This is a genomic window from Paenibacillus illinoisensis NBRC 15959, from assembly GCF_004000925.1.
GTDB lineage: Bacteria > Bacillota > Bacilli > Paenibacillales > Paenibacillaceae > Paenibacillus > Paenibacillus illinoisensis.
Window position 1 is genome coordinate 19061 of record NZ_BIME01000009.1, and the last position, 24518, is coordinate 43578.

Genomic DNA, 24518 nt, shown 5'->3' on the forward strand with positions numbered 1-24518 from the left:
CAACGTAAAGGGGGATCTACCTATGGCACGCGTGGAGTTTCGCCAAGTGCGCAAAGAATTCAAAGACGATCATAAAGGAACGTTCACGGCTGTGGCCGGCTCGGACTTTGTTATAGAAGATAAGGAATTCGTCGTGTTTGTTGGTCCTTCGGGCTGTGGAAAAACAACATCACTGCGAATGATCGCCGGTCTGGAGAAGCAAACGAGCGGGGATATTGTAATTGGTGATCGGGTCGTCAACGACCTGCATCCGAAGGACCGGGATATTGCAATGGTATTTCAGGATTATGCACTCTACCCGCACATGACCATTCGGGAAAATCTGTCCTTTGGCCTGAAAAATCTCAAAAAGCCAAAATCCTATATTGATGAGCAGGTGCAGAATGCTGCTTCCATTCTTGGGCTTGAGGCTATGCTGGAGCGCAAGCCGCGTGAACTGTCTGGTGGTCAACGCCAGCGGGTAGCGGTGGGACGGGCGATTGTCCGTGATCCGCAGGTATTCTTGTTCGATGAACCTCTGTCCAATCTGGATGCGAAGCTGCGTGTGCAAATGCGTGTAGAACTGGGTGAGCTTCACAAGCGGCTTGGTGCTACCATTGTTTATGTCACGCATGATCAGGTGGAAGCCATGACACTCGGAGAACGAATCGTGGTCATGAATCATGGCGACATTCAGCAGGTAGCCTCGCCGAAAGAGCTGTATGCGAGTCCTCGCAACATGTTTGTTGCCGGATTCATTGGTTCTCCTGCCATGAACTTCATTGATGCTCAAATTGAGGGAACGCAGGTTGTGGTGGACGGAGCATCCTTCACCTTACCGGAGGATATGCTTGTCCGACTGCAAAGCCATCAGGGTAGACGAGTGATTCTTGGTCTGCGCCCAGAGCATATCTTTGGAGATGATGTCGCACCTAATATTCCAACAGACCATATGCTGCAGGCTCGTGTTCAGGTTGTGGAGCATCTGGGCTCGGAAAATCTGGTGTACTTTCACCTTGGTGCTCGTACCGTAACGGCCAAAGTACATCCAGAGACGCATGCGTACGTCGGCATGGATAAAAACTTCGTGCTGGACTTGCGAAAAGCGCATTTTTTCGATCCGGAGACAGAGCTGGCCATCGGCCGGGAGTAGCCAAGTAAGAACGATTCGAAGGAACGGTAAGAAAGGGGAGATGCGGGATGCGCAAATTAAGTGAGGTGCTGGTCAGATCCGGGGTGGAGATCTACCGCGACATTATTCCTGTGGCCTTGTTCAGTGTAGCCAGCTCGTTGGTTCTGGTTCCCATTTTGATGCTTGCTCCGCTGCCGATCGCGATCATGCTGCTCGCTGTAATCTATATGCCCATTGTGTTCGGTGTTTGTTACACCGTACATCACAGGCTGGAACGGAAGGAACGTCGTAATGGACCTCGGGATTTGTGGGCAGGCACCTTGAAGGGGATTGTACCTGGTGGTGCAGTAGGTATCCTCATTGCTGTGCTGGGCTTCATCCTGTGGTCAACCTGGTGGTATTACGGCGAACAGGGCGGCATGCTGGGGACGGCTGTGAGTGTATTCCAAACGTTCTTCGTACTCATGGCCCTGATGTCACAGTTCTATACCTGGCAGCTTGTGCTGCAAAAGGACATGGGTATCATCCAGGCAATGGGGGAAAGCGTGAAGCTGTTCTTTCGCCATCCAGGGTATACGATGGGAGCTTGTTTTCAAGCTATATGTCTGACAGCATTACTCGGTCTAACTGTGGTTGGTTTCGGAGCGTTATTCGCAGGCATGTTCGCCATCTATCAGCATAAGGTTGCGCAAAATGTACTTGAGCCTCAAGAGGAACCCAACATGTCTGCTGGCAATGATCATCAACATGCGGGGTGGATGAGTCAGGAGAATGCGGGATGAGCAGAGGGGCTATTGTAAGAACAGGACTTGACCGATTGTTCGAGGGGGAGTCTCACCCGTGGTTGCTGGGGGGTTCCCGCATTGGTCTGATAACGAATCCAACCGGCATTACGTCTGATTTTGTCTCTTCAGTGGAGGTGTGTGCCGGATTGTCAGATGCGGAGCTGGCGGCATTGTATGCCTGTGAACATGGATTGGACGGTGAGCTTCAGGCAGGAGTCCGATTCGGGGATACGGTGCATCCGCGTCTGGGGATCCCTGTGTTCAGTCTCTATGGAGAACACAAGAAAGTGACCCCATCCATGCTCGCCGGAGTGGATACCGTGCTGTTCGACATTCAGGATATAGGCGTTCGCTACTACACATATGCCTCAACCTTATTTCAAATGATGGAAGCCTGTGCTGAAGCAGGCAAACGCATGTTGGTGCTGGATCGTCCCAATCCGCTTGGCGGGGAGGCAGTGGAAGGCGGGGTGCTGAGTGCGGGATACGAATCACTTGTCGGTGCCTGGCGTATTCCGATCCGCACTGGATTAACAGTCGGTGAGCTGGCCCTAATGGTGAACAGCCAGGCCGATGTTCCATGTGAACTTGACGTCATCACGATGGACGGATGGAAGAGAGAATTTCTTTTTACGGATACGGGACTGCCCTGGATGCTCCCCTCGCCAAATGTACCTACCTTAAATACGGTACAGGTATATCCGGGTACTTGCCTGTTTGAAGGTACCAATGTGTCGGAGGGGAGGGGAACGACCATCCCGTTCGAGTGGATTGGAGCACCGTGGATCGATGGGCATCAGCTGGCTGCACGATTTCGGAGTTATGGGTTGAAGGGGGTACATGTGCATCCTGTGTACATGTCTCCGACGTTCTCCAAGCATGCAGGTGAGTTATGCGGCGGCATTCGACTTTTTATTACGGATAGCAGCGAATTCCAGGCTGTGGAAACAGGACTCGTTCTACTGCATGAGCTTGCTTCGCTCTATTCCGAGGAATTCCACTGGTTGGAGCCGCCGCGGCCTGGTTCGAGGTATTTTATTGATTTGTTGACAGGAGGCAAGGAAGTCAGGGAAGGGATACATATCCAAGAGAAATTATTCGATTTGGTTGAAACATGGAATGCGCAGGCGAAGGAATGGGGAGAGCGGCGCAAGCCGTTTTTGTTGTATCCATGAGAGGTGCATTGATGCGATGCCTAATGAGGGATGATATTCGTCGTGAGGAGGCGCGGAATGACGGGGCTACTGGAGCAGTACCAACATAAGCTGGCAAGAATGACTTTGCGTGAAAAAATTGGACAGATGCTGCTGTGCGGTTTTCATGGTACCGAAGCAGCTGGAGATGTAGAATGCCTGCTTCGTACGTATCCGATTGGAGGCGTAATTTATTTTGCGCGTAACATCGAGTCGCCAGAGCAGGTAGAACGGTTATCTGCCGGGTTACAGGGGATTGCAGCTAAAAGCGGTCAACTCCCACTCTGGATATCCATCGATCAAGAGGGGGGCATGGTAGCGCGGATCACGAACGGGATTACTCTGATGCCGGGACAGATGGCCATTGCCGCGGCGGGTTCCAACGAAAAGGCGTATGAAGCAGCATATATTAGTGGGCTGGAGTTGAAATCGATGGGAATTAACATGAATTTTGCTCCGGTCCTCGATATCAACAATAATGCGGCAAATCCGGTTATAGGAGTCCGATCGTTTGGTGAATCACCTCAATCCGTCGCAGACTACGGTGTGAAGACCATCGCGGGGCTTCAGGGGGCAGGTATTGCCGCGACGGCGAAACACTTCCCCGGTCATGGAGATACAGATACGGACTCTCATCTGGATCTTCCCGTAATCATGCACGACAGAGAGCGGGTGGAACGGGTGGAGCTCGTTCCCTTCCAGGCTGCGATAGCAGAAGGAGTGGACGCCATAATGTCCGCCCATATTTATTTTCCGGCCCTGGAACCAGAGAGGCTTCCGGTGACGCTGTCGCATACCGTACTGAGCGGGCTGCTGCGGCAGGAGCTTGGATATGAGGGGATCATTGTAACAGATTGCATGGAGATGAATGCCATCGCTGTTCATTATGGTACGGTTGAAGCTGCGGTGATGGCTGTTGAAGCAGGAGCCGATCTTGTACTTATCAGCCACACAGCTAAGCTTCAGGCGGAAGCCTTCGAAGCATTGGAAGCAGGAGTGAAGAATGGACGGATCAGCGAAAAACGCATTGATGAATCGGTTGCCCGCCTGCTGATGTACAAGGAGAAGCATGGACTGTTGGAGATAAAAATGCACACAGATGATGAAGTGGCTAGTGGCGGGTCTGAACGTTCATTATCCAAGGTAGGGAATGATCAGACATCATCAAATGAGCAGCTGGAGCGCAACAGTCTGCAGCATCAAGAGGTTGCGAGGCACATTAGTGAGAGGAGCATCACGCTGGTGCAAGACCAGCTGGATATGCTTCCGCTGAAGCCGGAACGAACACTGGTGATTACTATTGCTGCATCGGTGACAACCATCGCCGACGAGCAGCTTAGCCAAGCTGATACGCTTGGTTCTGCTTTGGCGAGACATGGACTTGATGTTATCGACTTAACCGTAACCCCGGAGGACGTTGCGCTTTCATCTGCCCGCCTGCTTCAGGCTGCGGAAGAGGAGAGCATCAGGCAGATCGTGGTGGGTACCTATAATGCGAGCAGTCCTTCAGGTGACCCGCAATGCCGGCTAATCGGCTGGCTTCAGCAGTTGGGTAAACCGCTGGCTGTTGTAGCGCTGCGGAGCCCCTATGATCTGCAGGCTCTTCCGGACGTGAAAGTCTATGTAGCGGCTTACGAAAGCCGTCCGCTTGCCATGGATAGTGCCGCCAGAGCAATGATGGGGCATATCCCTTTTGCCGGAAAGCTTCCCGTAAATCTGATATAACATCTAATCAGTTGTTCATCAAATGCACTTCATACAGTAGAGGAGTTAATCTCCCAACGGTAACATGGCATTACCTAAACGAAAGAGACGACCCTAAGGGGCCGTCTCTTTTAATGCGTATAAACCAATTATTGCAATTTCAATGCTTTGGCTGTGCGCACTTCTACTTCATCCATCAAAGAGGTCATATCCATACCCGCATGATTACCAAGCAGAATAATTGTTACGTCGTCAGATAGATTACGAGAGAAGGCTGTGGCAAAACCGCCACCGCTGCCATTGTGGAAGACGGTACGATTATCGCCGTTCTCCTTGAGAATCCAGGCGTAGCCGTAATTTTTGTCCGAATAGGGCTTGTACATCTGTTCAATTGTCTCTTGACTCAGGATCTGATCGGTGTACAGTGCGCGGTCCCATTTGAGCATATCGTCAACCGTCGAATAGATCGTCCCTGATCCCGATTGTGACACGTAATAAGGAGCAGGCACCCACTTGTTATTTTCTGCGACGAAACCACTAATGGTTTTGACCTTACGTGATGCCTCACCCGAGTTTTTCATGCCGAGCGGCTTCAGAATCGTTTGTTGAACATAGTCGGCATAACTCATGCCGGATACCTGTTCAATGACATAGGCTAGCAGCACATAGCCGCTATTGCTGTAGAGATAGGCAGTGCCCGGTTCGAACTTCAGCGTTTTGTGCCGGATCTCCTCTACCGTTTCTTCCAGTGAGGTTCCCTCACCCCGGCCAAATGCAGACGGAAGCCCGGAAGTTTGAGATAACAGCATGTGCAGAGTCATCTCGTCACCTTTCGGAATACCAGAGATGTATTTGGAGATGGGATCTTCTACATTCAGCTTGCCATCTTCCGCGAGGCTGAGAATGGAAGCTGCTGTGAAGGATTTGCTCAGTGAAGCGATTCTTGTCTTCTGGTCCGGGCGGTTCAGCGTTTTCTCATCGGCCAGTCCATATCCTTGACGAAGCAATACTTCACCATTGCGGGCAATTAGGGCCATGCCAGGGAATTGGACCTCACGTAAATAAGCATCCACGCTGGTCACTTCCTTGTCCAGCAAACTGACTTTGTCCGTTTGGATGTTCACGCTCATCTGACCCGATGAGGTGCGGCCGACTTTAATATCGGCTTTCAGGGCATTCGCCATAGGACGGACAGGTACCCTAAGCGTTCCGTTAACCGTACGGGATTTCACGCCTGCATCCAGGCGAACATGGTTGACCTTAATCGAGTTGCTGCCGGCCTGGTGAACCAAAGTATCACTTCCGACGGTGATGGTAGCCGTTTTGGTACGATTATCCCATTTCAAGGAACCCTTCACCGACTGGACGACATCCCTAAGGGGTACGTATGTTGATCCGTTATAGATCTGAGGTGTATTCTTCCAGGATTGTGGTTCGCCATTCACTTCAATAAGAACTGCTTGCGTGTTCTGTGCAGCCGATATGGATGTGCTGAATTGTCCCAGCACCGGCCCTGCAACCAGAATGAACGCGAGCAGAATACGAAACAGGGATAAATAGGCCTTGGAAACCGATTGAGGCTCGTGAGGCGATCTGCGTGTGATTTGAATCCTCTCCTTCCAAACTTTTCATGAATAACCAGCTTAAAATATTGTAAACGATCTCGCGAAGAGGGTCAAAATGGATGGAGAACAAGAGAATAGAAGTGCCTAACAAAAATAATAGAATTTCGATGATATTTAGTATTCATACATAATGTTTTCATGATGTTCGTCCGATAAAAAGAAAGGTGAAGATGATGATGGGGGATAGTTAATATGAAGAAAAGGTTTCAACAATGGTTTGCGCCAACCGTAAAAAAACGTCTGGTCGCGGCGCTGCTTCTATTTTTGATTGTGCCAAGTATCACCGTTGGTTGGTTATCTTACGATAAAGCCGCAGAACGGGTCAGGGAGGAACTCCTGCATTCTGCACAAGCCAAAACAGAGATGCTCAGTTTACAGATTGATCAGATGCTCAACATGGAGAAGGATAACGCTGCACAGCTTGCTGCGGGTTTTACTTCCGAGGATGTTATTAATAAATCGCCTGCACTACAAAAACAAATGGACCATATGTCTGAAAATCATAAAGAACTTGGCGTTCTGACGATCGGTGCCGAGGATGGAAGCTGGATGAAGTCTCCTGATCCTGGACAACAAATCTATGATCCGCGGGAACGAAGCTGGTATACGATGGGTATGGCGGCGAATGAAGCTATTATTTCGGACACATTCCAGTCGGCAACAACGGGAGAGTGGGTTGTGACCGCTTCTGCCAAGCTGGCTGACGGTAAAGGTGTATTTGGAGCCAATGTAAGCCTTAACCATTTGAAAGAAAACGTGGATCAGATCCATATTGGTGAAAAAGGAAAGCTGTACATGCTGGACAATGGTGGGAAATTCCTGTTCCATTACAATATCGAATCGGGTGTGCAGTCAGACCAAGACTATATTAACAAAATGTACACCAGCGACACAGGGACCGTGAAGTATACGTATGAAGGGCAAGAAGTGGAAGCTGTATACTTCACCAACCCGGCGACGGGATGGAAAATTGTCGGTGAGATGCTGCCTTCTGAAGCCGATGAAGCGGTTAGACCGATTATGATTCGAACTTACACGCTTGTGGGAAGTTCACTCATCATCGGAATGATCCTGCTTATATTCATCATCCGGGGAATTATTCGTCCACTGCAGCAGCTCACCCAGGCCGCATCCAAGGTCAGCGCCGGGGACCTTACGGTTCGTGTAGGGCTGAAGCGGCGGGATGAATTTGGACAGCTTGGAGACAGCTTCGACTCCATGACTTCATCGCTGCGCAATGTTCTTGGAGAGGTGCATGATACGTCGAGCCAGCTCGCAGCATCTTCCGAGGAATTAATGGCCAGTTCGGAACAGACGTCCAAAGCCACAGAACAGGTGGCCGAGCTGATGCAGAATGCAGCAGAAGGAACGACCAAACAAAATGACAGTCTTGCGGCAACGGGTCAGCTTGTCGGAGAGATGTCCATTGGGGTCAAAGAAATATCTTCCAGCGCTGAAGAAACGGCCCGCATTGCAGGGGAAGCTTCGAACAAGTCCGAAGCCGGAATGGTAACCGTAGAAGAGGCAGTCGCTCATATTCAGCAGGTCAACGAAGAGAGTGAAGCCATGGCGGCAGTCATTGAGGATCTCCGGGCAAAAAATGAAGAGATTATTCAGATCGTTACCGAAATTACCTCCATTGCGAAACAGACCAATATTCTCGCGTTGAATGCGAGCATTGAGGCTGCCAGAGCTGGAGAGCAAGGACGCGGCTTTGCTGTAGTAGCAAATGAGGTCAAGGCTCTGGCTCACAATTCAGGCAGCTCGGCTGAGCGGATTAATGAGTTGATGCGTGAAATGCAGGAGAAAACATACGCGGTGCAGTCCACCTTTGCACGTACAGGTGAAGGTATGGTGAAAGGTTCTGAGCTGATTACCGAAGCGGGCGATGCGTTCCGTACCATTCGAGATGCGGTGCAGCTCGTTGCTGCTCAAGCCGGAGAAGTATCTGCGGCATCCCGTCAGATTGATGGAGGAATGAATCATGTAACCAAAGCGGTCAATGACACCATTGTCTTGTCTGATCAGATCGCATCCGGTACGGAAGATGGCTCTGCTGCAGCGCAGGAGCAGCTTGCCACGATGGAAGAAGTGGCAGCTTCCTCTGCCGCATTGTCTCGAATGGCTGAAGATCTGCAGAGCATGATTGAACGTTTCAAGCTATAACCGATTAAAATGAATAAAGCGGTGCCTCTGTGTTAGAAAGGGGATAAACCGTAGAGTGCCAGCGTCAGCATGACGATGATAACCAGACTGCAGGGTCAATTCCTGTAGTCTTTTTTTTATTGGAAAAAGTATGCCCTGGTAACTTCACTGAGGGTTTAACTCATTGAGAAGAGAGCATACAGGAGATGATTGTTGACTTTAAACAAACAAAATTATATTATATCTATAAATAAACAAACTTAAATTAAATTATTGAGTAATATCGATTGTCGATTGGGATATCTAAATAAAAGCATAAAAAGGAGTTTGTCCAATGAAATCATCGGAACCATTATTGCAGACGGCCACGCTCGAAGAGATCAAGCGGGGATATCTCGCGGAAGGGCCAACCTTTACATGTATCTGCTGTGGCTATAAAACGGAAGCGGGAATTGTCTATCCCGAGGAAGGTGTTCTCTATGAGGCAGAGAGATATATGCGTGTTCATATTGAGAAGGCCCATGGATCTGTTTTTGAATATTTGCTGGAGCTGGATAAAAGTGTAACAGGCCTGTCCGACGTGCAGCGGGGGTTACTTGGCCAGTTTTATGAAGGGAAGAAGGATACCGAAGTGCAGAAGGCACTTGGGATCGGTAGTGCGTCCACCATTCGGAATCATCGGTTTGTGCTGAAGGAGAAAGAACGGCAGGCCAAAATCTTTTTGGCATTGATGGAACTGCTAAAAAGCAAGGATGACTATGCTCCTGCCGAGCTCGTATTGCCTGTCACAAGACATGTGCATACGATCAACTATAAACAGTTTGATATTTCGGAACAGGACCGCGAAAAAGTACTGACCAAGTATTTTCCAGAAGGAACAGATGGTCCACTGTCGAGTTTTCACATGCAGCAGAAGCATAAATATATCGTTCTCACTGAAATTGCCAAACGGTTCGAGCCAAAACGCGACTATACCGAGAAACAGGTTAACGAAGTCTTAAAACAAATCTATGAGGACTACGTGGAACTGAGGAGATATCTGATCGACTACGGTTTCCTGAGTCGTGAAGAGGACGGCAGTCAGTACTGGCTGAACCTTCCGGCAGAGCATGAAGAGAAGAATAGGAAGCAAACCGAAACGGGACGTGCGAAAGGAGAAAATGAAGAGATGAATCGGCGCAAAGAGCTTCAGGAGCAGGCCAAGGAAGTCAAAACGGAGGCGGGTATATACCAGATCCGCAATGAGCGTAACGGCAAAGTTTTTGTGGACAGCACGTTGAATCTGAAGACGATCAATGGACAGAAATTCATGCTGCAAATGGGCAGCCATCTGAACAAGCAGCTGCAGGCGGAATGGAATGAATACGGTGATGATGCGTTTACGATTGAAGTGCTGGAAGTATTGAAAAAAGAGGATAACCCCTATTTTGACACCAAGGATGCACTCGCCAAATGTTTGAATCGTTGGATGGATCAGCTTGAGCCATACGGCGAACAAGGATATCACGGGGACAAAAAAGGTAGTAGTGAGTAATTCCGCAGCACATTCAATTCTGGCTTACCGAGTCCATGACCTTAACAGGTTATGGGCTTTTTGCATGAGAGATTTATTGCATCTGTTCTGTAAAGGAGAAATCTGTCTCTCCCTCATTAATTCAACTTGTGGTATATTTCTAGATTATTATAAAGGAAACGTATTTATATCTCTGAAGGGATGAGAAGGAGTTGCAGCAGAATTGGATAAATCAATGCCCATGGTCACAAAATCAGAAGACATCTTAGAGACTCGGGATCATGCCACGTTTATGCAGGGGGTAAAGGATTGCATTCCAACTCTGCTTGGCTATCTGAGTATTGGGTTTGCAGCAGGCGTCATCGAAATGACAGCAGGACTCAGTATGGCAGAAATCGCCCTGCTGAGTCTGATCTTATATGCAGGTTCGGCCCAGTTTATTGCCGCAGGCATGCTCGCATCGAACGGATCGGCAGCAGCAATCATATTCACCATTTTCTTTGTGAATCTGCGTCATCTGTTGCTCAGTGCTGCAGTTTCCCCGTATTTCAGACATCTGACCCCACTCAAAAACATGTGGATTGGCTCCCTGCTCACGGATGAATCGTTCGGAGTGGCGATGACTCGCGCAATTGGCCGCAAAACATTAAGTGAACGTTGGATGCATGGATTGAATATTACAGCTTATCTGAATTGGTTCGCAGCCAATATGGCAGGAGCCTATTTCGGGCGCTGGATCACGAATCCGGAGCAGTTTGGACTGGATTTTGCCCTCCCGGCCATGTTTATCGGCCTAATCGTGCTCCAGTTAATCCATCGGAAAAACAGAAAGCTGCACATCAATGTAGCCATTATCGCCGTGGTGTGTGTGGTACTCGCGAGTATGGCTTCCTTAGGCAGTATGAGCATTATAGTGGCTGCAGTCGTTGCAGCAACGATGGGAGTTGTCATGGAACGATGGAAGTAAGATGGGATGTATTTTGGATTATTATCGGGTCCGCCTTGTTGACCTTTATTCCCCGGGTGCTGCCCCTAATGCTGTTTAGCAAAATACAGATTCCGGTATGGCTGCTTCGCTGGCTGGAATATGTGCCTGTGGCCGTGATGGCATCACTAATTGGCCAGGAACTGTTGATGTCTGGCAACCAGCTGGTACCGCTCACCCAAAATGCTGCACTGTGGGCCGCCCTGCCTACCTTTGTGGTAGCGATCTGGACTCGAAGCCTTCTCGGTACGGTTCTTGTGGGCATTGTAGCCATGATGCTTTTGCGTTATGTGCTCGGGTAGAGGACGCAAGAGGTACAGGTAATTCCTTCAGACTAACGGTTAATAATGTTCTATAGACCTATATAGTAGAACTGAGGTATCCGTAAAGAATGAAGGGAGCGAAGGCAAATGGGTAATACGAGGAAAAAGGTACTGATCACAGGTGCTGCTGGCGTAATCGGTCGCAGTCTGCTGGATGGTCTGAGGGAAATGGACAAGTATGATATTGTTGCGGCTGATCTTCAGGAGGATTCTGGAGCAGGTATTGTCCCAATGGATGTTACGGACGCGGAAAGGCTGCAAGAGCTGATGCGAGGAGTGCATACCGTGCTGCACATTGCCTGGGCCAAGGATGGAGAGGACTTCTTGGGCAAAGTTCTCCCGATCAACGTAACGGGTGCTTACCATGTATATGAAGCAGCACGAATGAATGGTGTTCAGCGTGTCATTTTTGCAAGCTCTAACCATGCAACTGGCTTTTACCGTACAGGTGAAGAGATTGAGGTCGACGACCCCTATCGCCCTGACAGCTTCTATGGCCTCAGCAAATGTTATATTGAACTGCTTGGCCGTTATTATGTCGACAAGTATGACCTGTCTTCATTCAATATTCGGATCGGCAACTTCTCCGGGGATGATTATCCGCATTCCGAGCGCTCTGCTCATATCTGGATTTCCCCGAGGGATATGGTGCAGCTTGCTGTGTGCTGTATTGAAGCCGATTCCGGGATGAAGTATCTTAATCTATACGGAACCTCCGCGAATAGCGACAATTATTATGATATCGGTTATTTGGCTGAAAAAATTGGATACCGCCCGGAAGACGATGCTGCCGCGCTGTGGGAAGAAGCGAAGCGCAGAGGTGCGCCGGATAAGCAGGATGAGACGAAATATCAGGGCGGAGGATATGTAGCAAAAGACCAGAAGGGCGTTTAGTTGAACTTTTGAAAACGCTATTTTCTATTGAACCGGAAAGGGATAAAATGGAGACTGTAGAATCAAGGTTTCCATTTTGCATAAGAGGAAGGAACGGTTCAAATCATGAGTACAAGTCCATCCGTAATATTGTTTCAGGGAGACTCCATTACAGACGGAGGAAGATCGCGGAACGATGATCCGAATCACTTTTTGGGACATGGCTACGCTTATCTGATCTCAAGCAGATTGGGGGCGGAGCTGGCAGAGAAGCAGCTCACCTTTTACAACAGGGCGGTCAGTGGGGATCGCGCATCCGATCTGTATGCACGCTGGAATGAAGATACCTTTAGTTTGAAGCCGGATCTGATCAGCATTCTGATCGGTGTGAATGACGCCTGGCGTATAATCAATAATGAGCCCAGCGGGGTAAGGGATCGTCTCGGACGGGCATATCATCATCTGCTGGAAGAGACGCGGGAAGTGCTTCCGAATACAGGGCTCGTGTTGATGGAACCCTTCATTCTGAAAACCGGTGCTACGGTGGAAAAATGGGATGCATGGCAGGAGAAAATAGGCCAATATCAACGCCTTGTCCGGGAGCTCGCGGATGAGTTCGGTGCTGTGTTCGTTCCATTGCAGGATGTGCTCAATCAAGCGACTGAAAAGGCAGAGGCATCCTATTGGTTGTGGGATGGTGTGCATCCAACGGCAGCGGGTCACGAACTGATTGCACGTCAATGGTTGTCTGTTGTACAGGACAGTCAGCTTAAAATTCAATAAAAATCGAGCAGAGGATCTTTGCAGATTCTCTGCTCTTTTTACATAATGAAATATCACTAAAATAAAATAAAGAAAAATTACAAATTTAGAAATAACATGTTTTATTGACATTATAGAGGGTAAATAAAAAGCGTAGCACACTATACTCAATACCCGATAAGGAGTGAATTCAAAATGGCACAGAATAACCAAAACGGAAAAATGAGCCGTGAAGAAGCAGGACGTAAGGGTGGAGAAGCAACCTCGAAGAACCATGACAAGGATTTCTATCAGGAGATTGGACGTGAGGGCGGACAAGCCCGGGGCAACAGTGACGGAAATGATGATCAGGATGGAAAAATGAGCCGTGAAGAAGCAGGGCGCAAGGGCGGACAAGCCCGGTCGCGTAATCGGAAAAATTAATCATTGATATAGAAGCAAGCATGCATGAATAAAATGTATAAATGTAGTCCAAGCAAATAAGGCCAGATCTCACCTGTGGAAAAGGGTGAGTCTGGCCTTGTTTGCTACAGCTGTGCTAGAACATTCAGGCAATATGTGGTTCAATCGCTTGACGATAGCTAAGCAGGGATTCATCAATGATGGTACGCAGAAACACGGGATCCATATCCGATAGCAGGGATTCTGCATAACGCCAGGCATTTTCTTCAATGCGCAGCCGAATCTCCGCCTGCTCAAGAGCTGTAAGAGGACCATCAAGGCGGTTTGATAGTTCCACTAACTCTACATCCTCGGCATGACCCAGTTCATGGGCCAAAATAACATAAATATAGGCTTCTAATGGAGCCAGCGATCCGAACAACATCCGGCATTGCTCCATAATTTCTTTTTGATATAGATACACGGTGTGAGTTCCCATGTGATATTTGCCGCCAACGAGGCGGTTATCCGGAAAATGAGTCTCCACCTGGACAAGTGCATGGCTATCCGAGCGATGCAGCAGTTCAATTACAGCCTGATTAAATAATTCAGTCTTCAGTATCGTTCACCTGTCCTCATAATGGATTAACGTACATATACAATGAGTACCGACAACTTTATTACGAGAAAAACGTCTGAAAAGTTTCAGTTATTTTCATTTTATTTGTTTTTTTACATAAGATTAGCCGAATTCCCTTCATTTTTACTACTTGATAGGCTAAAATGAAATCGGTTACAAAAATGGGGAGGAATTCTGATGACAGTTCACCCTGGATTACGTTGGACGGCAGATCACATCGCTGCGGCTATGCAACATGGAAAGTCCGATGGTTTGGAGCTTATCCATCACTGGAAAGACAGGCTCACGGACACGTGGAATGACCCCATTTACGCCGGCTTTTGGTCGGATTTAGAAGGATATGAACAGAAGGCACTCACGGAGAACCTGCCTGAACTATCTTTTTCCCTATTTCGTCAATTCAGGGATACGGGTGAGCGTCAAGCGTATGAGCAGGCCTATTTTGAAAGGCGCGGAAGGCTTGTATCGCTGGGGTTGCTGATGGCAGTATCGCCGTCTTCCTCTCGTTTGCATCTGGTGGAGGATCTGATCTGGAGTGTTTGTACCGAACAAACCTGGTGTCTGTCTGCCCATATACCGGAAGGGGAAGAAGCTGGCGCAAGAACACATATTGATCTATTCGCTGCAGAGACCGCACAGATGCTGGCAGAGCTAGTCGTTATGCTGGATGACATGCTGGATGAACGTGTGATCCGGATGGTCAAGGCAGAGATAGAAGACAGGATATTTACTCCATTGTACCGAGAGCAGCGGACTTATGGTTGGGAAGAGGCAAATCACAACTGGTCAGCCGTTTGCAGTGGAGGATGCGGAATTGCTGCTCTCCTTTTATTGGAGGATGAGCGTCTTAGAACCATGGCTGTGCAGCACACCATTCGATGCATGAATGCCTTTTTGAGTGGTTACGGGACGGATGGAGGATGTGCTGAAGGTGTGGGCTACTGGGTGTACGGATTCGGATTCTATACCTATTACGCAGAGATGCTGAGATTGTTCAGTGCAGATGAACTGGATATGTTGTCAGAACCCAAGACGGGAGCAATTGCTGCTTTCCCGGGAAATATTCATTTATCGGGCGGGGTGTATATTAACTATTCGGACAGTCGTGAGCGGGAGACGATTCCGTCCGGTTTGCTGTCCCTTTTGTCCGAACGGCAGCAGATTCCAATCAACTCAGGGCTTCACATCCCGCTTCTCTCCCAGGATCCCTGCCGCAGGTGGGCTCATGCTGTCCGCAATGTACTCTGGACTAATCCAGCTAAGTTCGAGACTGAGACTGAATCGGGTGAGCCTGAGGCTCCGATTTACTTGGAGAACTTATCGTGGGTGATAGCACGAGGGATGCTGACAACAGGTGAACAGAAGGAAGTGAAGGTGGCCTTTTCGGTAAAAGGGGGTCATAACGCAGAGCCCCATAATCATAATGATCTGGGACACTTCATCCTTCATGGCGGCGGTGAAAACATTCTCTGTGATCCAGGTTCAGGCGAGTATACTCAAGCCTACTTCGCACCTGGGCGAGAGAGCATTCTGCAAATTGGCTCTCGTGGGCATAGCGTTCCTGTCATTGAAGGAACGAGTCAGCAATCCGGACGACAAGCCGAGGCCAAAATACTACATATCAAGCACTTGCCTTCACAGGGGATAGAGGCTGAATTGGACCTGACGTCAGCTTATTCGGAGGCTCCTACACTGGCAAGATATATCCGGCGGTTACGATGGCATGGTTCAGCTGGAACTTCCGAAGCAGAGCTTCTCCTTGAAGACCACTATCAATGGCGTCAAGCTTCTAGTATTCAAATAGAGGAGCGCCTGAATGGAGAACCGCGAGTCGCCCAGCATTTTATCAGTCGAATCGAACCTGTCTTGCAAGAAACAGGAGTACGATGGGAAGGAAGCAGAGCTGTGGTGTTTATGGAGTATGACGCAGAATGCTGGAATGCACAGATCGAAGTGATCGAGACCGTGGATCATGATCACCTGCCACAGAAGTTTTACCGCACCGCATTAATCATGCGGCAAAACGCAGATGAAAGCGGAGATTCTCGGGATCATTCTGTACAGGAGACAAGGTGCAGATTCAAATTCACCATTTATCCGAGGTAATTCAATTCGAAAAATAATTGAGGACAACCCGGACTGAACTGTTGCAAGGAAACCACTGAAGACAAGCGTGCTGATATAGTCCATCAAAGTTGCTTATGTGTATGAGTAAATAAATTAGAATGCGAAAAGAGGAGGCAAAGCTCGTGAGTACATCGACATCGGTAACATGGGTTGAAGAAGCATGGCGGCAGGGCGCGGACAAAACAATTCGCAACGCACAGCGAATCAAGGATACCTTTCCACACATCTCTCCGCAGGGAACGTATGACCAGAATGATCCGGAATGGTGGACAGCCGGATTCTGGCCAGGATTGTTATGGCTCGTGTATGGTGAGTCCCCGGAAAATGTGGATGCTGCTCCATTGTCCCGTTTTGCAGATAGCTGTGAACGGCAGCTGGAGGGGTGCCTCCGCAATCCGGATTCGGTGGATCACGATCTGGGTTTCATCTGGCTGCTTAGCGGCGTAGCATCTTACCGGCAGACTGGCAGCATGGACAGCCGGCGGCGGGGGATGCTTGCTGCCAATCTATTTGCTGCTCGTTTCAATGTACGTGGTCAGTTCATTCGTGCCTGGAACTTCAACTCGCCTGCAATGGACACGCGCGGCGTAGCCATCATCGACAGCATGATGAACCTGCCACTGCTCTACTGGGCATCCGAGCAGAGCGGCGATCCCCGCTTCCGCTTGCTGGCGGAAGCGCATGCGGACACGGTTGCGCGCGAGTTCGTTCGTGCAGACGGGTCCATCTGCCACGTGGTGGAGTTCGACCCACACACGGGGCAGAAGCTGCGAGAGCATGGCGGACAGGGCCATGCTCCGGGTTCCGCCTGGGCGCGGGGCACCGCCTGGGCGCTGCATGGTTTTGCGCTGTCTTACCGGTATACGGGCGAAGCCCGCTATCTGGAGACAGCGGAACGCGCGGCCGATTTCTTCCTCGCCATGCTTGGTGAAGATATCGTGCCGTTCTGGGATTTTCGCGCACCGGCGGAGCATCAGATGGCGTGGGATTCGTCCGCCGCTGCGATTGCGGCGAGCGGTCTGCTTGAGCTGGCGAAGCTGTCGCCACGCGGAGAAGAGTATGCCGCAGCGGGCGAGCGCATCGTTCGCGGCCTGCATGAGCGCTACAGCTCAGGCGAGTCAGCTGCGGAAGAGGGGCTGATCATGCAGGGAACCGTGCATTACCCGGAAGGAAGGGGATTGAATGTGCCGATCATTTACGGCGATTATTTCTATATGGAAGCGCTGGCGAAGCTGCGCGGACGTCCGGGTCTATTTTAACCTCAACATGTCGGAGAATTAAATCATTGAAATACAAAACCACCTGAGGCAGCCTATCTTCCACTGGGCTGTTTTGGGTGGTTTTTCGTGATATGAGTTAGATGATTTATTTGTTTTTCTTCGATGGCACGCGCCTGAGGATCACAAAGTCTGCTGAAGATTGATCGGGATATCGCTGCGGGATGATCTCTTGAACCTTGAAGTCGGGATAGTCGAATAAATAATGGAACAGGTTGCGATCCTGAATCGTGTCCACGCCTGGGTTGCCGTTTTCCTTCAACCGGGTGTAAAGTACAACCCATTCCTTTGATGAATGCAAAATATCATATAAGGTATTGCGGAAATCGGTCTCATCCGTGATGTGGTACAGCACATCCAGACACACCGTAAGGTCTGCCGTCAGAAAACCCCGGTTGATCCACAGGCCAGGTGTATACAGCATGAAGCTTTTGGAGGAGTCCGTGGCAAATTTCGAAGCACATAGGCGCACCGAAGAGGCAGCGACATCGACACCGAGGTATTCTTTATAATTCATAAATTGCAGCTGGTTGCCATCGCCACATCCAAACTCAATTACGCTGGTAATACCCTCCTGCTGGATCAATCCGTTCACAATCTCGGCCTTGAATTCAGCCAGAACCCCGTATGATCCACGTCCAGAAGTTTCTCCGGAACGGTATGTCTGCTCCCAATATCCAATGTAATCAAAGGGCTGCCGCATGTTTCTCCTCCTATCATGTACAATCAGTTGCTTGGCGCTTGTTAAGTAGCAATATAGATAGGTTATGCGGAATGCTGGCGGGTATGATTCCCCGGAGAAGGATGAGACTTCCGAATTATTTTTCCATCATTTTTCTGAAAAATCGCTGAAAGCCTAAACATCTGGAAAGAACTTGCCGACATTAAAATTAAGGAAAAAAATGATGATAATCGGGGGGAAATGATGTTAAAGCCAAGATTGACCAAGTACATGGTGATGATGCTGGTATTCGTGCTGAGTATTTCCAACGTAGGCTTGGCCGCTGCGGCAGATAAGGAACTGTCCAAAATAGTGGTTTCCAAAAATGAAGTTGCGCTTGAAGTGGGAGAATCCAGTTCTGTAACAGCTACAGGAGTCTACACGGATGCTTCGACAAGTAATATTACAGTGAATGCAAGCTGGAGCAGTGATGACACTGCAGTGGCTACGGTATATAACGGAACAATTACAGCCAAAGGTGAGGGACAGGCAACGGTCATCGTATCCTATGAAAATAAGCCACAATCCATTCAGGTGAACGTGACCAAAAAGGTTAAGGCATTGACGAAGGACAAGCAAACCATTGATATTCGTAAAGGTGAATCCGATCAGATCACACTGACTGCAACTTACAGTGATAACAGTTCTGAATCCGTATCCGATATCGCAGAGTGGTCTTCTGATGACGATCAGATAGCGACTGTAGTGAACGGTAAAGTTACCGGCCAAAGCGCGGGTACGGCACTAATTACAGGTAAGGTAGGAAAACAATCTGTTACCGTTGAGGTAAACGTCGAAGTCGTGAAGCGAATCGATACAGATAAAAAGCAAGTGAACCTGCTGTTGAACAAAAGCGACAAAGTCGTTTTGACAGCAACATATCCGGATGGGACGACCATGGATGTAACTTCTCTTGCAGATTGGAGTTCCAGTGATGAGAAAGTTGCTGATGTGCTGAAGGGCACCATCACAGGTTATGCCGCGGGATCTGCTGTAATCACAGCTAAATACGGTACAAAAACCGTTTCGATTGATGTAGACGTGGACCGGACAAGCAATCTGAAGGTCGACGAGCAAAAGCTATTCTTCAAGTTAAGCAATACCGATCGCTCCAAACAACTGACGTTGACGGCAATCTATCCGGATAGTTCAGATGCAGATGTAACCAATACGGCAGTGTGGACATCAAGTAACGAAAAGGTTGCTACTGTATATAAAGGGCAAATTACGGCTATTGGCCAAGGTACAACTACAGTTAAAGCCAGCTACAGTGGTAAAACCGTTGAAATTACGGTAGATGTAGACACAGCTCGTTATTTGGACGTTGTAGACGTTGAAGATAAACTGGCTATGAGTTTGACCGGAACAAAAGAAAAAGAACTTACAGTCAACGCGGAGTATGTAGATGGAAGCACGGAGAACGTGACATCCAAAGCAACGTGGACTTCAAGCGATGAAGATATCGTCTATGTATCTGCTGGTAAACTTACTGCTTACAAATCGGGACAGGCAACTATTACAGTAGCTTATGGCGGCAAAACGGTCAAAATCACTGTAAGTGTAGATGTCCCAGACAAATACGAAATGCAAAACAAGAAAAAATCAATCGGTGTGGGCGATACCTTTACTGCAGAGGTTCTAGCTGTATATGGTAACACATCCAAAGTCGTTACTGAAGATGTGGAATGGAGCAGCAGCAGTGATAAAGTTGCCGAAGTGTCCAAGGATGGCGAAGTAAAGGGTATCGCTGTCGGCAAAGCAACCATTACCGCTAAAGTGGATGGAAAAACACTGACCATGTCTGTTGAGGTTGGTATGGCCAGCGGTCTCGAAGCGGATGTAAACTTTATCGCACTGGCATCCAAAGAAACACAGCAGATTACCCTGACGGGTACAGATGAAGACGGTAATACGCTGGATGTAACTTCAGAAGCAACTTGGAAAACGAGCAATGCTCGGGTAGCTGATGTTAAAAAAGGTTTGGTAACAGCAAACGGTAGCGGTAAAGTGAACATTACTGCAGAGTATGGCTCCCAAAAGGTTACGATTGCAATTGAAGTTGATGTCATTGCCCGCATTGAAGCATCAGAGCCAGCCGTATCGCTGAAATCTGGCGAGACTGCTGATATTACTGTTGTGGCGTATTTTAATGACGGTAGCGAACGCGATGTAACCGACAAAGCCGAATGGAAAACCAACAGCTACAAAGTAGCTCAGGTAACCAAAGGTAAAGTAAAAGCGGTTGGTTCAGGTAAAGCGAAAGTTACAGCCAAATACGGCAGCAAATCTGTAACCGTGGCTATCGATGTAGATACACTGAAATATCTGCAAACCGATAAAGTTACCCTGACCATGAAACCAGGGGATAAGGTTACCGTGGTAGCAACGGCAACATATGCAGATGGCAGTGAAGAGAATGTCTCCAAACCGGCACTCTGGAAGTCCTCCCGTATTGCAACAGCAACGGTGAAGGATGGTATTATTCAGGCTAACGGTAAAGGTAAAGCGACAATCACGGTGAGTTATGCTGGCGTGAAAACAAAAGTGACCATCGTTGTTGAAGCGAAATAAAACTTGCCTTGAAGGTGAGAGGTAAACGGGAAAACGGTGATGCCAGCTTAGATGCTGACACCACCGTTTTTTTTGGTATAAACAATTATATTTTTTCGATCAACGGATTACATCGTATGAGACAGAACCAAGGCACCATAAGCAAAAGCGATAACAATTAAAATAGCTGGATGCAGTTTGGTCTTGGTCATGACCCATAAGGAGATCCCTGCAATGATCAGTGTCTGCCAGATCCCGATGGAATCGGTGGATACTTGGCCGAATTCCCACGTGAGCAGAATCATAAGTACTGCAATAACTGGCTGCACAAGCAGCGTCATTCCTTTGACTTTGGGCGATGTACGATGCTTGTTAAGTAAACGAAGCAGCAGGATCAGCGCGGCTGCAGAAGGTACAATTGTGGCAAAACTGGCGATAAACGCTCCGAACCAGCCGGCCACCTGATAACCGACAAATGCGGCAATCTTGGTAGCGATTGGACCAGGGAGCGCATTCCCGATGGCGAGCACATCGCCGAATTGTTCTGTGGTCATCCACTGATAATGGTTCACCACTTCTTCCTGCATGAGCGGGATGGAAGCTGGACCGCCCCCGTATCCCAAAATATTTGCTACGAAAAATCCCCAAAACAATTCCCACCATGTCTGAAGCATCGTTTAGGACACCTCCTTGTCGGAGCTGCGTTTGGACTTGTAGCGCTGAACCAGGTCCAGGTGGAATACGCCATAACCCAGGAAGACTGCAATAACAATGCCTGGATGAATATTCAGCAGCTGCAAAAACACAAACGCAATGACACCAAACAGGACGGCAAAGGTTTTACCGAGTCCGGACCATGCTTTTTTGGCAAATTCATAAGCCATCATGCCCAGCATCACAAAAATCACGGGGCGCACAGCCGCTACCATACCTGCGACGATCTTCGACTCACGCAGTGCGTACATGGAGCCAAGCAGGGCGATGATGGCAATGCTCGTGGGCAAAATGTGTGCCAGCACGGAAACGATGGCGCCGAGCACGCCTTTGGTTTTGTAACCGAGGTAAGCAGCCATCTTGGTTGCAATCGGACCAGGCAGGGCATTGGCTATGGCCAAAATTTCGCCGAATTCCTCATCACTAACCCATTGATAACGGGTGACTGCTTCATAACGAATCAACGGAATAACCGAAGGACCACCGCCATAACCCAATATCCCGGTTCGTACCATACCTGTAACGAGACCGGTGTAATCTTTCCAACTCATGCTGTTTTCCTCCTACAGTCTCATGCCCATTCGGCTTTTATATCGTTTCAATAACAACTGTGATTCGACCTTCACAATGCCAGGCATCTTATAGAGCTTCTCCAGCAAAAATTGCTCCATCTCTTCCATGTCCGCAAAAATGCCGTGCATGTGCAGTGTGCTTGGGCCCGTCATATGATAGAGGCTGGTAACCGCCGGTTCCTCGTCCAGTTTCTCGGCCACTTCATCAAGGAAGGGCGGCTCCACATCTACATTAAAAAAGGCAGAGACCTGAAGCCCAACCTTACCCGGGTTAATAACAACCGTGAAACGTTCAATAATGCCTTTTTCGGATAAAGCATTGATGCGAGCCTGAACTGCTACACGTGACAGTCCAATCTGTGCGCCCAGATCCGTATAGGATATACGGCTGTTCTGATGCAGGGCGGCTATGATTTTCCGATCGATCGCGTCCAGGTTGTACATTTGAGGGATTTCTCCTCCTTTGGAGGAGCGTTTATCTGACATGATTGATCATCCTTTTCCTTCTCTATATGGAATATGAAATGTAAAACTTCAAAAATGCATTTTGCATGCAGCATTCATATTTTAATGACGAATCGTAATTGGAGTCAACCTATTTATACATTATATTGAATTTATCCGATTTTAGGCTTTCATTTTGTCATTGGTACCAAAATTGGAACGCAAAGAGGCCGCTCTTGGAATAAAACCGTGAGCAGCTCTCTTTCTTTCTATTGTAGATGTGCTTATAGCCTATCCACACATTCGTTCGGTTCTATATAACTCTTGGAAGGTGAAACGTAATGCTTGTACCCTCACCCGGCTCAGATGATAACGTCAGCGTTCCTCCTGCTCCACGAGCACGTTCTTCCATACTGAACAGTCCCACGCCCTGACCTGCCGTTTGTACATTGAATCCGGCACCTTGGTCTGAAATAGTTACGACTGTGCCCTCCTGGGAATCTTCCACCCTTACCTGTGCTTCGGCTACATCGGCATACTTGGCGACATTGGTAAGTGCCTCCTGGATAATCCGGTACATGGCGATCTCCCGATTCATCTCCAGCCGTCTGCGCAGGTTGCATTCCAGATCGACTTCGATACCGTAGTGGCGGGTATAGTTTTCAATGTAAGTCCGAATGGCCGGAACGACACCCAGATCATCCAGTACAGAAGGTCTGAGTTCCCAGGCCATGCCACGGACTTCTTCCATAATACCCGTGACTTGCTTACGCAGCGCTTCCACACCGGAATGAGGCTTGTCAGCCTGCAGCTGATCTATCTGAATCACGAGCGAGAAGAGACTCTGTCCGATTCCGTCATGCAGCTCACGCGAAATCCGGCGGCGCTCCTCCTCCTGAATGTTCATGACCTGGGTCATCATCGTCTGCAATTCAGCTTCGACCCGTTTCAGCTTCGTCACTTCGCTGCGTACTGCCAGGTATTGATATGGTTCTCCGTCATTGTCGAGAAAAGGTACAATCGTTGTATTCACCCAGTAGTGGCTGCCATCCTTCGCACGGTTACGAATCTCTCCGTTCCATACTCGCCCTGAAGAGATGGTTTCCCAAAGGGTCTTCATGAACGTTTTACCGTGGTATCCCGAATTGATAATCCGGTGGTCCTGACCAATCAATTCTTCGCGGTCATATTGTGAAATTTCGCAGAATTTATCGTTCACATACTGTATCTTCCCTTTACGATCCGTGAGGGCAACGATGGAGGATTCATCCAATGCAAACTTCAGATCGCTTAGCTGATGCAGTGAACCTTTCAGCCTGCTGCGGAATTCATCATCGGTGATATGATTGTCCAGTTCATCCAGCAGCTGCAGTACAGGCTGCTCCGCCAGTCCGCTAAGTCTGTTCTCACGTGCGCTACTCAAAGTTTAGCAACCCCTTTTTCATGGCAAACTTGACGAGTTCAGGTCTGGTCCGCAGGCCCAGCTTATCCATGAGATTGCTTTTATGGGATTCGACCGTTTTGACGCTGATGACCAGGTGCTCGGCAATTTCCTTGTTGGCATAACCCTTGGCAATCCAGGACAATATCTCTTTCTCCCGTTCGGAAAGTGTGTCATACGGCCCGGCGTTTTCCTGTTTGGATTTGTCCAGGTATTCACTCATCAGCCGTTTGGTGGCACTGGGATACAGATACGCACTGCCCTCTGCTACAGAGCGAATGGCTGCCAGCAGTTCCTCATGCGGCGTGCTTTTGAGAATATACCCTGAAGCTCCGGCATGGATTGCACGGAATAGATACTCTTCATCATCATGCATGGTCAAAATTAAAATGGCCACGTCAGGCATCAACTTTTTCAATTCTGCAGTGGCGGTTAGCCCGTCCTTGCCTGGCGGCATGCTGAAATCCATCAATACCACATCCGGTTTCAATTCCTGTGCCTTGGCAATGGCCTCTTCACCATCTGCTGCATCCCCCACGATCCGGATATCATTCTTGCCATCGAGCAGGGCGATCAGCCCGGAACGCACAACAACATGATCATCCACAACCAATAGTTGAATCACTATATAT

General features: G+C 48.8%; 22 protein-coding genes. 14 read left to right on the forward strand and 8 right to left on the reverse strand.

Going from position 1 to position 24518, the window contains the following annotated elements; translation table 11 throughout:
* Positions 1-22 precede the first annotated feature (22 nt).
* The 4 genes from PIL01S_RS20130 to nagZ are packed head-to-tail and all read left to right on the forward strand — an operon-like array spanning position 23 to position 4814.
* Positions 23-1132, forward strand: coding sequence for an ABC transporter ATP-binding protein (locus tag PIL01S_RS20130; RefSeq protein ID WP_127539072.1), 1110 nt, complete (start codon positions 23-25; stop codon positions 1130-1132).
* A 47-nt stretch (positions 1133-1179) separates the two neighbouring features.
* Positions 1180-1893 (forward strand): hypothetical protein, encoded by a 714-nt coding sequence (locus tag PIL01S_RS20135; RefSeq protein WP_127539073.1) that lies wholly within the window; start codon positions 1180-1182, stop codon positions 1891-1893.
* Positions 1890-3071: an exo-beta-N-acetylmuramidase NamZ family protein gene (locus tag PIL01S_RS20140; protein ID WP_127539074.1), complete on the forward strand. Its 1182-nt coding sequence runs from the start codon at positions 1890-1892 to the stop codon at positions 3069-3071. The genes PIL01S_RS20135 and PIL01S_RS20140 overlap by 4 nt, the downstream gene beginning before the upstream one ends.
* A gap of 57 nt (positions 3072-3128) precedes the next feature.
* The gene (gene nagZ, locus PIL01S_RS20145; protein ID WP_127539075.1) at positions 3129-4814 is read left to right on the forward strand and encodes a beta-N-acetylhexosaminidase; all 1686 of its coding nucleotides are present in this window, start codon (positions 3129-3131) and stop codon (positions 4812-4814) included.
* 128 nt (positions 4815-4942) lie between these two features.
* On the opposite strand, the gene PIL01S_RS20150 is transcribed toward nagZ, so the two are convergent.
* Positions 4943-6301 carry a serine hydrolase gene (locus PIL01S_RS20150; RefSeq protein WP_127539076.1) on the reverse strand — a complete coding sequence of 453 codons (1359 nt, stop codon included), beginning with the start codon at positions 6299-6301 and terminating at the stop codon, positions 4943-4945.
* A 309-nt stretch (positions 6302-6610) separates the two neighbouring features.
* Between PIL01S_RS20150 and PIL01S_RS20155 the strand changes: the two genes are divergently transcribed.
* The 7 genes from PIL01S_RS20155 (at position 6611) to PIL01S_RS20185 (ending at position 13442) form a co-directional block, all read left to right on the forward strand.
* Entirely contained in the window at positions 6611-8584 is a 1974-nt protein-coding gene (locus PIL01S_RS20155) for a methyl-accepting chemotaxis protein (RefSeq protein WP_127539077.1), read from the forward strand.
* A 313-nt stretch (positions 8585-8897) separates the two neighbouring features.
* On the forward strand, positions 8898-10097 hold the full coding sequence (locus tag PIL01S_RS20160; protein WP_127539078.1) for a DUF2087 domain-containing protein: 1200 nt from the start codon (positions 8898-8900) through the stop codon (positions 10095-10097).
* Between the two features lie 220 nt (positions 10098-10317).
* Positions 10318-11043: an AzlC family ABC transporter permease gene (locus PIL01S_RS20165; protein WP_246058504.1), complete on the forward strand. Its 726-nt coding sequence runs from the start codon at positions 10318-10320 to the stop codon at positions 11041-11043.
* Positions 11034-11363: an AzlD domain-containing protein gene (locus PIL01S_RS20170; protein ID WP_127539079.1), complete on the forward strand. Its 330-nt coding sequence runs from the start codon at positions 11034-11036 to the stop codon at positions 11361-11363. The genes PIL01S_RS20165 and PIL01S_RS20170 overlap by 10 nt, the downstream gene beginning before the upstream one ends.
* A 108-nt stretch (positions 11364-11471) precedes the next feature.
* Positions 11472-12278, forward strand: a complete 807-nt coding sequence (locus PIL01S_RS20175; protein WP_127539080.1) for an NAD-dependent epimerase/dehydratase family protein — start codon at positions 11472-11474, stop codon at positions 12276-12278.
* 105 nt (positions 12279-12383) lie between these two features.
* Positions 12384-13040, forward strand: coding sequence for an SGNH/GDSL hydrolase family protein (locus PIL01S_RS20180; RefSeq protein ID WP_127539081.1), 657 nt, complete (start codon positions 12384-12386; stop codon positions 13038-13040).
* Positions 13041-13214: 174 nt separating this feature from the next.
* Complete coding sequence (locus tag PIL01S_RS20185; protein ID WP_127539082.1) at positions 13215-13442, forward strand: KGG domain-containing protein; 228 nt, start codon at positions 13215-13217, stop codon at positions 13440-13442.
* 124 nt (positions 13443-13566) lie between these two features.
* Here PIL01S_RS20185 and PIL01S_RS20190 read toward each other — a convergent pair whose 3' ends face one another.
* Positions 13567-13899, reverse strand: coding sequence for a hypothetical protein (locus PIL01S_RS20190; RefSeq protein WP_246058498.1), 333 nt, complete (start codon positions 13897-13899; stop codon positions 13567-13569).
* A gap of 318 nt (positions 13900-14217) precedes the next feature.
* Here PIL01S_RS20190 and PIL01S_RS20195 point away from each other — a divergent pair, with 318 nt between their 5' ends.
* Together PIL01S_RS20195 and PIL01S_RS20200 are read left to right on the forward strand one after the other, a co-directional pair.
* Positions 14218-16146 carry a heparinase II/III family protein gene (locus tag PIL01S_RS20195; RefSeq protein WP_127539084.1) on the forward strand — a complete coding sequence of 643 codons (1929 nt, stop codon included), beginning with the start codon at positions 14218-14220 and terminating at the stop codon, positions 16144-16146.
* A 119-nt stretch (positions 16147-16265) separates the two neighbouring features.
* A complete protein-coding gene (locus PIL01S_RS20200) occupies positions 16266-17426 on the forward strand; it encodes a glycoside hydrolase family 88 protein (RefSeq protein WP_127539085.1) in 1161 nt (386 codons plus the stop codon).
* A 106-nt stretch (positions 17427-17532) separates the two neighbouring features.
* Here the strand turns inward: PIL01S_RS20200 and PIL01S_RS20205 are convergent, their stop codons facing one another.
* The gene (locus tag PIL01S_RS20205) at positions 17533-18147 is read right to left on the reverse strand and encodes a class I SAM-dependent methyltransferase (RefSeq protein WP_127539086.1); all 615 of its coding nucleotides are present in this window, start codon (positions 18145-18147) and stop codon (positions 17533-17535) included.
* A 222-nt stretch (positions 18148-18369) separates the two neighbouring features.
* Here PIL01S_RS20205 and PIL01S_RS20210 point away from each other — a divergent pair, with 222 nt between their 5' ends.
* Positions 18370-20736, forward strand: a complete 2367-nt coding sequence (locus tag PIL01S_RS20210; protein ID WP_127539087.1) for an Ig-like domain-containing protein — start codon at positions 18370-18372, stop codon at positions 20734-20736.
* Between the two features lie 107 nt (positions 20737-20843).
* On the opposite strand, the gene PIL01S_RS20215 is transcribed toward PIL01S_RS20210, so the two are convergent.
* The 5 genes from PIL01S_RS20215 to PIL01S_RS20235 all read right to left on the reverse strand — a co-directional run bounded on the left by PIL01S_RS20215 (position 20844) and on the right by PIL01S_RS20235 (position 24511).
* Entirely contained in the window at positions 20844-21389 is a 546-nt protein-coding gene (locus tag PIL01S_RS20215; RefSeq protein WP_095291571.1) for a chromate transporter, read from the reverse strand.
* A gap of 3 nt (positions 21390-21392) precedes the next feature.
* Complete coding sequence (locus tag PIL01S_RS20220; RefSeq protein WP_127539088.1) at positions 21393-21980, reverse strand: chromate transporter; 588 nt, start codon at positions 21978-21980, stop codon at positions 21393-21395.
* Between the two features lie 12 nt (positions 21981-21992).
* Positions 21993-22487, reverse strand: a complete 495-nt coding sequence (locus PIL01S_RS20225; RefSeq protein WP_095361639.1) for an Lrp/AsnC family transcriptional regulator — start codon at positions 22485-22487, stop codon at positions 21993-21995.
* A gap of 271 nt (positions 22488-22758) precedes the next feature.
* A complete protein-coding gene (locus PIL01S_RS20230; RefSeq protein WP_127539089.1) occupies positions 22759-23868 on the reverse strand; it encodes a PAS domain-containing sensor histidine kinase in 1110 nt (369 codons plus the stop codon).
* Positions 23861-24511, reverse strand: a complete 651-nt coding sequence (locus tag PIL01S_RS20235; protein ID WP_127539090.1) for a response regulator — start codon at positions 24509-24511, stop codon at positions 23861-23863. The genes PIL01S_RS20230 and PIL01S_RS20235 overlap by 8 nt, the downstream gene beginning before the upstream one ends.
* Between the last annotated feature and the right edge of the window lie 7 nt (positions 24512-24518).